This window comes from Bradyrhizobium sp. AS23.2, assembly GCF_001908185.1.
In the GTDB taxonomy this organism is placed as follows: Bacteria; Pseudomonadota; Alphaproteobacteria; order Rhizobiales; family Xanthobacteraceae; genus Bradyrhizobium.
Genome location: NZ_LGHM01000193.1, coordinates 1 through 11,214 on the forward strand (window position 1 = coordinate 1; position 11,214 = coordinate 11,214).

7 protein-coding genes are annotated in these 11,214 nt (G+C 65.0%); 5 read left to right on the top strand and 2 right to left on the bottom strand.

Going from position 1 to position 11,214, the window contains the following annotated elements:
• From AC630_RS35290 to AC630_RS35305, 4 genes are all read left to right on the top strand, one after another.
• The coding region (locus AC630_RS35290; protein WP_074123022.1) for an ATP-binding protein at window positions 1-2,536 on the top strand (2,536 nt) is incomplete at its 5' end.
• Between the two features lie 372 nt (window positions 2,537-2,908).
• Window positions 2,909-3,364 (top strand): hypothetical protein, encoded by a 456-nt coding sequence (locus tag AC630_RS47450; RefSeq protein ID WP_245330615.1) that lies wholly within the window; start codon window positions 2,909-2,911, stop codon window positions 3,362-3,364.
• A gap of 192 nt (window positions 3,365-3,556) precedes the next feature.
• Window positions 3,557-4,600 carry an alpha/beta fold hydrolase gene (locus tag AC630_RS35300; protein WP_074123023.1) on the top strand — a complete coding sequence of 348 codons (1,044 nt, stop codon included), beginning with the start codon at window positions 3,557-3,559 and terminating at the stop codon, window positions 4,598-4,600.
• Window positions 4,601-4,849: 249 nt separating this feature from the next.
• On the top strand, window positions 4,850-5,425 hold the full coding sequence (locus AC630_RS35305; protein ID WP_245330616.1) for a hypothetical protein: 576 nt from the start codon (window positions 4,850-4,852) through the stop codon (window positions 5,423-5,425).
• A 6-nt stretch (window positions 5,426-5,431) separates the two neighbouring features.
• Here the strand turns inward: AC630_RS35305 and AC630_RS35310 are convergent, their stop codons facing one another.
• A complete protein-coding gene (locus AC630_RS35310) occupies window positions 5,432-8,212 on the bottom strand; it encodes an ATP-binding protein (protein ID WP_502691579.1) in 2,781 nt (926 codons plus the stop codon).
• Window positions 8,213-8,672: 460 nt separating this feature from the next.
• On the opposite strand from AC630_RS35310, the gene AC630_RS35320 reads away from it, so the two are divergent.
• Complete coding sequence (locus AC630_RS35320) at window positions 8,673-9,659, top strand: helix-turn-helix domain-containing protein (RefSeq protein ID WP_074123027.1); 987 nt, start codon at window positions 8,673-8,675, stop codon at window positions 9,657-9,659.
• Between the two features lie 308 nt (window positions 9,660-9,967).
• Here the strand turns inward: AC630_RS35320 and AC630_RS35325 are convergent, their stop codons facing one another.
• On the bottom strand, window positions 9,968-10,468 hold the full coding sequence (locus AC630_RS35325) for a Dps family protein (protein ID WP_074123026.1): 501 nt from the start codon (window positions 10,466-10,468) through the stop codon (window positions 9,968-9,970).
• Window positions 10,469-11,214: the final 746 nt, after the last annotated feature.

Consider the following 11,214-nt stretch of genomic DNA (forward strand, 5'->3'; position numbering starts at 1 on the left):
TTGCTTCGCGGCGCYGCTTCGGGCCGAAGCGTCGGAGACGCGGGCGGGCCCGCCCGTCTCGGCGCCCCATTCCCTCCCCTCGCCGCTTGCGAAGATGATCGGACGGGACGATGCGGTCGAGAGAATTTGCGCCGAGCTGGCCCAGCATCGCTTCGTTACCATCGTCGGTCCCGGCGGAATCGGCAAGACTGCTGTCGCGCTTGCGGTGGCGCATGGTGAGCTTGCGGCCTTCGACGGCCAGGTGAACTTCGTCGATTTCGGCGCGCTGACGGATGCCAGGCTCGTCCCCGCCACCATCGCAGTCGCACTCGGACTGACCGTCAATTCCGAGGACCCGATGCCGGGACTGCTGACAGTCCTGCGCAGCCGGCGGATGCTGCTGGTCTTCGACAGCTGCGAGCACATCATCGACGAGCTTGCGCCCCTTGCCGAGCGCATCGTCCGCGAGGCGGGCGAGCTGCATATTCTCGCCACCAGCCGCGAATCCTTTCGCACCGAGGGCGAGCGCGTCCACCGGCTATTTCCGCTGGATTGCCCACCGCAGCGCAACGGCCTCAGCATCGCCGACATCCTTGCCTATCCCGCAAGCCAGCTCTTCGTGGAACGCATCGCAGAGAGCCTGGGCGAGTTCGAACTCAACGAGGAGGATGCGCCGCTGGTCGCCGAGATCTGCCGGCGGCTGGACGGCATCGCGCTCGCGATCGAGCTCGCAGCCGGACGCGTGAACGCCTATGGAATTGCCGGAACCGCCTCGCTGCTCGACAGCCGCTTCTCGCTGCTGTGGCGCGGTCGACGCACCGCGATCCCGCGGCACCAAACCCTGAGCGCTGCGCTCGCCTGGAGCTACGACCTGCTGCCGCCGGCCGAAAGCGCGACGCTGCGCGGATTGTCGGTGTTCGTTGGGCCATTCACGCTGGAGGCCGCGCTTGCCGTCGCATCCTTCCAGGGCATCGGTGAGCCCGAAGCGGTCGAGGCGATCTCAAACCTGCTCTCCAAATCCCTGATCGCGACCTCGCCTGCGGAGCGGCGGCTGCGCTATCGCCTGCTCGACACCACCCGGGCCTTCGTCGGCGACAAGCTCGCCGAGAACGGAGAAGCGGATCGCGTGGCGCGCGCTCACGCCGAATATTTCCGCGACTTCCTGTGCGACATTGCGCTCAAATCCACGGGCATGCAGAGCGCGGGCGGCTTCCTTCCCTATGCCGATCATCTGCCCAATGTCCGGGCCGCGCTGACCTGGAGCTTTTCGGACGGCGGCGACCGAGCGATCGGCGTCGATCTGGCGGCCTCGGCGGCCCAGTTCTTCCTCGAGCTGACATTGCTGACGGAGTGCTACCGCTGGACGCAGCAGGCGCTGGTTTCTCTCGATACGGCTTCGGTCGACAGCCGCCAGGAGATGACGCTACAGGCCGCGCTCGGCGTCTCCCTCATGTTCACGCAGGGCAATACCGAAGCAGTGCGCTCCGCGTTCACGCGAAGCCTGCAGCTTGCCCGGGAGCTGGAGGACACGCACTGGCAGCTCTGGCTGCTGCGCGGACTGCACATCTACCTGACCAGGGTCGGAGATTTTCACGGCGCGCTCGGAATCGGCGAGCAAGGCGAGAGTGTTGCGCGCAAGCTGAATGATCCGGCCGCCACGCTGAACGTGGAATGGATGCTGGGCGTGGCGCATCACCTGATCGGCAACCAGGACAAGGCCGTGCAGTTCTGCGAGAGCGCGATGGTGCACAATCCCGGCTCGCAGCGGCTGAATATCGGGCATCTCGGTTATGACGACCGCATCGTCGCGCTGGTGGCGCTGGCGCGCGGGCTGTGGCTCACCGGCCGGCCCGATCGTGCGATCGAAGCAGCCAGATACACCGTTCGCGAGGCGGAGCTGCTCGAACAGCCGCTCACCCTCGGCATCGCCCTGATCTGGACAATCTACGTGTTCCTCTGGGTCGGCGACTGGGCCAGCGCCGAAATCCTGATCGAGCGGCTGATCGATCATTCCGCGCGGCACTTCCTCGGCCCCTATCACGCCGTCGGCATCGGCCAGAAGGGCGAACTGCTGCTTCGCCGCGGCGACGCCGCCGGGGGGATCGAGCACCTTCGCCGCAGCCAGGCGACGCTGTATGCGACGCGGCACCGGATCATGACGACGGTGTTTGCGACGGCGCTCGCGGAAGGTCTCGTGGCGCAGAACCAGCCCGGCGAAGCCTTGCGCACGATCGACGAGGCCATAGCCCAGATCCCCGATCACGGCGAATCCTTCGACATGCCGGAGATGCTCCGGGTCAAGGCGGACATTCTGGCCCGGTCGGGCAATGCCGCGGAGGCTGAGCACTACTTGCGGAAATCGCTCGACCTATCACGCCGGCAGTGCGCACTCGGCTGGGAACTGCGGGCGGCGATCAGCCTCGGCCGCGTCTGGCGCCAGGCTGGAAGAACCGGCGAAGCACGCGCCCTGCTCGCTCCGCTCGTCGCGCGCTACCAGGAGGGCCTCCACACCCGCGATCTGGTCACCGCCAGGGAGTTGCTGGGTGTGCTGAATTAAGAAGCATCTTCAACGGGATACCGGCGAAGTACCCACTCGCAACTCCTAACAACTTCTAACACGCCAAGCCGCATGCGCCCCGCCATGGTGGTGACACTTCATAGTGGATACGGCGGAACATGGCGCTTCTTGACGATGCAATTGATGCCAGCGGCGGAATGACCCGCTGGAATGGCTTGAGCCGGTTCACGCTCCACCTCTCCGTCGCCGGAACCCTATTCTCCAGCGCCGGACATGCCAGCGAATTCAAGGACGTGACGGCGGAAGGCTCGACCCGCACGCAGTCGGTCCGCTTCACCGGCATCACCGGGGGGCGAACACTCCGGCTCGTTTCAGCCGGACGCGATCACGATCGAAAGCCTGGAGGGGGACGTGCTGCGGACCTGGCACAACCCGAGCCTTGCGTTTCCCGAGGCCAGCCCTCCTCCGCTCGCGGACGAACTGCATATCGTCTACTTCTGCGGCGTTGCGATTTGGAATTATCTCACCAACCCATTCCTGCTCGCTCATCCCGATGTCGTGGTGGAGGAGCTTACGCCGTGGCGCGAGAACACCGAAACCTGGCGGCGGTTGCGGGCCCAGTTCCCACCGAGCCTGATGACTCTGGCGCCCGAGCAGATCTTCTATTTCGACGAGAACGCACTGCAACGGCGGACGGATCACGATCTGTTCGGAATGAAGGTCGCGCATTACTCCTGGGCTCATGACAGCTTCGGCGGCATCGTCGTGCCGACGCTTCGACGTACGCAGATGCTGCGGCCTGACGGAACCGTGATCGCCAAGCCGGTGCTGATGGACGTCGAGATCTTCGACGCCGTCTTCGAGTAGCGGCGACGACGCGCGAGAGCAGAACAACTGATCACTGCTCTCAACGCCTAACAACACATAACGAGCAAACAGCCCGCCTTGAGCGCAGATTGGAATCGCGAGCAACGAACGACGTTACGTGCTCGAACGAGACCTCGGCTGGCATCTCAGACGGCCACGCTTCGCTCAATGCAACGACGACAGGAGGTACATATGTCCGACAACATCAACCGTGATCGACGCCACTTCTTCGCCGGCGCCGCCATGACGCTTGCCGCGGCCCAGCTTTCGCTGAGCACAACGGCCGCGGCGAAGCCCGCGAAATCCGCTACCGCGATCAAGCCGGGCGTCAATACCTCGTTTGCGTCCCTGAAACAGATCGATGCCGGCGTCCTCAAAGTCGGCTATGCCGAAGCGGGTCCCGCTGACGGTCCACCCGTGATCCTGCTGCACGGCTGGCCCTACGACGTCTACGCTTTCGTCGATGTCGCGCCGCTGCTCGCCGCGGCCGGCCATCGCGTCATCGTGCCGTACCTGCGCGGCTACGGCAGCACGCGCCTCCTGTCGGATGCAACGATGCGGAATGGGCAGCCATCGGCGGTCGCCGTCGACATCGTCGCGCTGATGGACGCGCTCAAGATCGACAAGGCCACGATCGCCGGCTTCGACTGGGGCGCGCGGACTGCGAATATCATGGCCGTGCTTTGGCCGGAGCGCGTCAAGGCGATGGTCTCGGTGAGCGGTTATCTGATCGGCAGCCAGCAGGACGGCAAGATGCCGCTGCCGCCGAAGGCCGAGCTGCAATGGTGGTATCAGTTCTATTTCGCGACCGAGCGCGGCCGCGAAGGCTACGACAAGTACAGGCACGATTTCTCGAAGCTGATCTGGCAGCTCGCTTCGCCGCAATGGCACTTCGACGACGCCACCTTCGACCGCAGCGCCAAGGCTTTCGACAATCCGGACCATGTGGCGATCGTGATCCACAATTACCGCTGGCGGCTCGGCCTCGCCGAGGGCGAAGCGAAATACGCTGACTATGACGCGCGGTTGGCGCAGGCACCCGTCATCACCGTACCCACCATCACCATGGAGGGTGACGCCAACGGGGCGCCGCATCCGGAGCCGTCCGCCTACGCCAAGATGTTCTCGGGACGCTATTCGCACCGGACCATCAAGGGCGGCATCGGGCACAATCTGCCACAGGAGGCGCCGAAGGCTTTTGCCGACGCGGTCCTCGACGTCATGGCCGAAGCTTGAGCGCGGGGCCTGCCAACGGCACTTAACAAGGCTTAACGGGCGATCGCCTGCGTCCGGGATTATTCCCATGGGGACGACAGTCCCATGTGAGAGGTAACGCCCGGATGATTCCGCTGCTGGCGAATGCGATCGAGGCCCATGGCGGGCTCGAGCGATGGAAAGCCCAAAAGCGCCTCACCGCCACCATCGTGACGGGGGGGCGATCTGTGGGCACTGAAGGGCGTCGATCAGGATCTGGCGCCGCGCACGATGCGGATCGAGCTGCACCGCGAGAGCGCGTCCATCGAGCCGTTCGGCAAATCCGACCATCGCACCGAGTTCAACCCCGAGCGGATCGCCATCGTCGCTGCGGACGGACGCGTCGTCGCGATGCGCAACAATCCGCGCGCCTCGTTCGCGCGGCACGACATGCGGACGCATTGGGACCCGCTGCATCACGCCTATTTCAGCGGCTACGCCCTCTGGACCTGCATGACCACTCCCTTCCTTCTTGCGATGGATGGGTTAGATGTACGGGAGATCGAGCCCTGGCGTGAGGGCACTGAAGTTTGGCGCGGATTGCGGGCGACGTTTCCGACCGCCATCGCGAGCCATAGCCACGAGCAGGATTTCTATTTCGGCCCTGATATGCTCATCCGCCGGCACGACTACCGGGTCGAGATCGCCGGCAATTTTCCGGTGGCTCACTACGCGTCCGATCCGGTCAGCGTCGACGGCTTCAGGCTCCCGACGCGCCGGCGCATCTATCTGCGCGGCGATGCTCTGATGCCGCTGCGCGACGAGCTGATGGTGTCGATCGATCTCGCCGATTTTCGATTCGATTGAGCTCTTTCAAGCCGATGCCTGGTTCAGCATGAGCCGCGCCGCCTTGAGATCGGCGGTCTCGAATCCTTCGGCGAACCGCGCATAGGTCGCAGTGAGACCGTCGAACGGATCTTGAATGCCCTGCTGGCGCCGAAGCGCCGCAAGCGACATCTCGGTCCGCAGTCGCCAGGACAACGCGCCTTGTTGCTCGGCCAGTGCGAGCGACGCGGCAAGGCTTGCCTCGGCCGCATCGAGATCACCGGCACGCGCTTCGAGGTCGCCACGCCGGCGGAGCAGCTCCGGCATGTCAAAAGCTCCACCGGCCTGTTCGACGCGGCCGATCGTCTCGCGCAGGACCTGCAGTCCTTCCGTCAAACGTCCCAAAGCAGCGAGTCCTTGAGATAAGTCCGCAGCGAACGCCGAAACGTAGAGCTCGTAACGATCGGCGTGCAGGCGCGGCAGCGCGCTCCGCAGCAGATCGACGCCGCCGGCCGCCTCGCCGCGGGCGATCATGGTCTGGGCGCGAAAGCCGGTCGCGACGGCTTGATAGGGCGCCAGGCCGTGCACGCTCGCATGGGTCGCGAGACGTTCCGTCATCGTCTCGACGGCAGCCCAGTCGCCCACCCAGCCGAACACGGAGGATGACCAGCACAGCGCGATGCAATGCATCACCACGTCACGCGGCGCGGCGGCGCCGACGAGCGGACGGACGCAGTCGAGCGCGCGGTCGGGAAAGCCGCGCAGCCACAGCACCCGCGCGAGCGGAATCTGCGGCGTGCGCGAATAGGCGAAATGTCCGGGCTGCGTTCCGCGCAGCGCGGCATCGTCGCGCACACCTTCATCGAGATGGGCCTGCGCCTCAACCTGGTCGCCGGCGAGATGATAGGACACGCCGACAAGTGCCTTGCTGCCGGCGATGCCTGCGGTATCGCCTATTAGCCGGGCGATACGCTCGGCGTGAAGTGCGGTTGGTACCAGATGCCTGTAGTCGCCGGTGCGGCGGTAGAACATGTTCAGCCGCGACAGCAGCCTGAACGCATTGGCGTGATCGCCAAGCGCTTCCGCGATCTCCAGCCCGCGCCGGAGCGCCGCCTCGGCCTGCGCGCTGTTGCGCTCCGTGAACATGAAGGCGTGACCGAGCGTCGACTGGAGCTCGAGCTCCCATCTGCCGCCCCGGTTGGCGTCGTCGAGCATCGCAAGCGCGCGGCCGGACCAGATGCGCGCTTCGTTCAGCAGATTGAGCTCGACGAACAGCCTAGCGGCGCTACCGGCAAGCGGCACGCGCAAAGCTACACCGTCGTCGTTCGCGTAGCTCCATTCCAGCGCCGCGCGCGCATCGGCGAGCAGGCTGGCGCGCTCCTGCAGGCTGAAGACCTGGTCGCCACCGCCCTGTTCCGCCATGCCGGCTTCGAGCGTGCGCTGAACATACAGAGCGTGACGGCGCGCAATCGCATCCGCTTCACCGCCGTCGGCCAGCTTGTGCCTGGCATAGGCGCGCGTGGCATCCAGCAAGCGATAGCGCCGCGATGCGCCATCGGGCTGCGCCGACACCAGCGATTTGGCCACGAGCTGCTCGAGCGCATCGACGACACCCTCTCCTGGCGCGCCCTCCTCGGCCGCGACCGCGATCGCGCCCTTGAGCGTGAAGGGACCTGCGAACACGGCCAGATGCTGAAACACGATCCGCTCGCTTTCGCCGATCAGGCCATAGCTCCAGTCGAGCGTGGCGCCGAGCGTCTGCTGCCGCGGCGGCGCCGTTCGCCGTCCGCGCCATTCGAGCTTGAGCCGGCTATCGAGCAGCGCGGCGATCTCGCGCAATCCGTAGACGCCGACGCGGACGGCGGCGAGTTCAATCGCGAGCGCAATGCCGTCGAGCTTGCCGCAGATCTCGGCCAGGACTTCCGCGTCATCATCCGTGATGTCGCCCCGATGCCCCGCGGCGGCGGCACGATCCAGGAATAGCCGCGCGGCCGGATAGTCCAGAACTTCGCCGGCGCTGAGGCGGACGCCTTGCGGCGGGCCCGGCAGCGGGACAAGCTCGAAAATCTGTTCGCCTTCCACCAGCAGCGACTCGCGGCTGGTGGCGAGAATGGCGATGCCGGGCGCCTCGCGGTAGATATTCTCTGCGAGACGCGCGACCTCGTCGATGACATGCTCGCAACTGTCGAGGATGAGGAGCAGCCGCCGTTCACGCAGGAAGTTGATGATGCTGCCTGAGGGATCATCGTGATGCACGACGAGGCCCAGGGTCGCGGCAACGGTGCTCGCGACCAGCGCGGCGTCCTTCAGCGGGCCGAATTCCAGGAAATGGACATGGCCCTCGAATGTCTGCCACATGTCATGCGCGAGCGCGGTCGCAACGGTGGTCTTGCCGATGCCGCCCGGCCCTCGCAGCGTGACGAAGCGGTCGCTGAGCAGACGGGCTGACAGCTCGGGCAGCACGTCATCCCGTCCGATCATCCGGTCCAGCCGATGCGGCAAGGAGGGCGACGGTGCTGCTCGTTCGGGCGACCGCGGCACGGGCGCCGGTGCCACGTCGCGCTCACCACGTTGCACGGGAGCGACGAAGCAATAGCCCCGGCTCGGGATGTTGGTGATGTAGCGGGCACCGCCCTTGCCGTCGCCGAGCACCTTGCGCAGCTCAGCGACATGGACCCGCAAACTGATCTCCTCGACCGCGAGGCCGGACCACGCGTAGCTGATGATCTCGTTCTTCGGCACCACTTCGCCGGCACGACTGACGAGCAGTCGCAGAATATCCGTCGCGCGGCTGCCGAGCTTGACCGGAGCGCCGTCTTTCTCGAGCAACCTCGATCGCAGGGAGAACGGTCCGAACGAAACGGAATCGAGATCAAGGCTTGCTCCGGCGCCATTGCTGGGGGAGCTATGTCCTGCCGAGGCCTCGGTCATTTCTGACTCATCCTGACGACGACCACTTCATCGAAGCGCGCGGCGAATATACTCGGCACCAGTGCGAGGTCCAGCGAGGGCGCCGCACCGGCCTCACACCGGCGCATCGATCGCCACGCGTTTTCCTGCCCCGTCCCCACACGACACCAATCTTCGTAAATAATTGAAAAGATAAACAAAATCACAATTCTCGTGGCGGACTGTCACACCCTATGCGCTCGCACAAAAACTAACACCTCCTAATCATCACTAACGGGCTTCTTGGCCGGCCCACGCCTATCCTCTGACGATGGAAAGCGTTGGGCTTGAGAATTTGCCGGCCGTCGCCAGCGGCCGCGAAGCCAAAGGAGGACGAGCGATGTTTACCGATTTGCAGGCGGCGCATGCCTGGATTGAGCTTCCAGCCGGCCGGCGGGATCACGAAGTCCCTCAAGCAACGCAGGCGATCGCCCGTGAAGGCGAATGGCGCCAGATCGCTGGCGGCCCAGAGGCAGCCATTGCGGACATCACGATCTCGCGATGGGAAGACCCGCGAGAGACCTCGTCGCACGAAGCGACGACGCCGGAGGATCGCTATTTCGTCGGCATTGCCTTGAAGACCACGCGCGCGAAGCTGAGCCGGGACCGTCAGGTCATTTTCGATGGCACCATGCCGGCGGGCACGCTCTATGTCGCCGCGCCGTCGAAGCTTCTCGGCGTGCAATTCCAGTCGCCCTGCGCCTTCCTGCACCTCCATATCTCCGCTGACCATTTCCCGCCGCAATTGCCCGCGGCGGAGGGGTTGGGCGACCTTGTCCTGCTGCGCGATCCGCTCGCCGCCGGGCTTGCCAAGGCATTGATCGAACACGGCGATGCCGCCGATCACGAATTTGCGCGATGCATCGGGCGGACCCTCGCGATGCATCTCACCCGGCTCGAGTCCCCGCGCGCGAGGGTCAATGCCCTGCCGAAATGGCGGCTGCGCCGTGTCGAGCAGTATATCGCCGGCCATTTCGACCGCTGCATCAGCCTGTCCGAGCTCGCCAATGTCGCGGGCCTGTCGAGGATGCACTTCGCGGCACAATTTCGCGCGGCGACCGGCTATCGGCCCCGCGAATATCTGCTCAATCATCGGGTCGAGCATGCGAAGATCCTGCTCGCGACGACCGGGCGGCCCCTTGCCGAGATCGCGCTTGCCGTCGGCTTCAGCACCCAGGCGCATTTTTCGACCGTGTTCAAACGCATCAGCGGCGAGTCTCCGGCACGCTGGCGCCTCGCCAGCAAGGGCGAGCGGCCTGAGGTCGCGCCGCGTCCGCAGCGCCGTCCCGCTGCGGACAGGGGCTGGATCGCGAGCGCTGCCGCGTAACTTGTCCTGCGAAATGGAAAACAACATGAGATCACGGAATACACATCTGATCCGGTCTGTGATGCTTCAAACGTAAGTGCCCTGCCACTTGCGCCGGCTCGAGCCCCCCTCCTCCCGGGGCATCCGAGCCTCTCGGGGCCGTCCCTGCGCCCACACAGGACGGCCCCTTTTCTTCTGTGACCGGGTTAGAGCGTTTTCGAGCGAAGTGGATACCGGTTCGCGTCAAGAAAACGCGTCAAAACTAGAATCTAGAGCCCGTTCCGATTCCATCGGAACGGAAATGGCTCTAATCGCGACGACCCGAGGAATTACCCACGCGGGCCAGTGCGGCCGGACTCGTACAGGAACCAGACCCGGCGTTCGGCCTCGTCGATCCAGTTCTCGACCAGGCTCGCGGTTGCGACATCGCCGTATTCGTCGCAGAGCTCGTGAACGCGCCGCATCTCCCGCGTGAGCTGCTGGTTGTCGCTGCGCAACTCCGCAAGCATGTCCAGCGGTTCGACATACTCCGCGTCGTTGTCGAGGATGCGCTGCTCACGCGCGACGTGGCCGATCGAGCGCAGCGTCGTGCCGCCGATCTTGCGCGCGCGCTCGGCGATGTCGTCGGTCATGGCAAAGATCTGGTCGGCCTGCTCGTCCAGTAGCAGGTGATAGTCGCGAAAGTGGCTGCCCGACATGTGCCAGTGAAAATTCTTGGTCTTCAGATAGAGCACGAAGACGTCGGCTAGCAACGCGCGCAACGCGGCCGGGATATCCCGGTTCGCATCGGCGCCGAGATCGGTCGGGCTTTGGAGGTCTGCCTTGGTCATGTTCGTTGATCCTTGCCTGAGGTTACGAAGCCTTAGCAGCGTGGCGCGAGCGACTTCTTTCGTCTAGTACCGGACGATTTCAAATTCGCACGGAGCGGTCTCCGCCACTCGCGTGTCCCGGACGCGCTGCGGCACGTAGTGACGCTGCGCAGAGCCGGGACCCACGCCACACGGATTGCTCTCGGCGAAATGGGCCCCGGCACTGCAGCGCACCGCCCGCTGGACGATGCTTCGCATCGCCAGGGTGGCGCTGCGCTGCGTCCGGGGCACGAGCGGGAACTGTGGCGCACCGCTGTCACCACATCGTCATTGCGAGCGCAGCGAAGCAATCCAGACTGTTGCCGCGGAAAGATTCTCGATTGCTTCGCTGCGCTCGCAATGACGGAGTACGAGGCAGCATCGCGATCCTCCAATGCGCAACACTCGTAGGATGGGTAGAGCGAAGCGAAACCCATCAACGCTTTTCCTCAACGCGGGGTTTCGCAAGTGCTCTACCCATCCTACGGCCTTGCAGACACACCTTCGCATCCCCGCGGCGCCTTTCGCCGGAGCTTTGCTTCGTCGCTCCCCCCTCTCTTAGCCAAGAGGGCGCAGGGAAGGCCGGGTGCCAGCTAGCACCCGCGGTCCGCTGCGCGAAAATGTAGCGCAAGGAGACCGCACAGCAGCATACAGGTGAAGCCCAACACACGGCCTTCCCTGCGCAGTGGTTTGACGGCTTATGCCGTGCTCTCCCGGGAGCCGAGTTC

What these genes read in the sequence shown, in the direction of transcription:
- AC630_RS35300 (WP_074123023.1), top strand. Translation starts at nt 3,557, where the DNA reads ATGTCCGACAACATCAACCGTGATCGACGCCACTTCTTCGCCGGCGCC.
- AC630_RS35305 (WP_245330616.1), top strand. Translation starts at nt 4,850, where the DNA reads ATGCGGATCGAGCTGCACCGCGAGAGCGCGTCCATCGAGCCGTTCGGC.
- AC630_RS35320 (WP_074123027.1), top strand. Translation starts at nt 8,673, where the DNA reads ATGTTTACCGATTTGCAGGCGGCGCATGCCTGGATTGAGCTTCCAGCC.
- AC630_RS35325 (WP_074123026.1), bottom strand. Translation starts at nt 10,468, where the DNA reads ATGACCAAGGCAGACCTCCAAAGCCCGACCGATCTCGGCGCCGATGCG.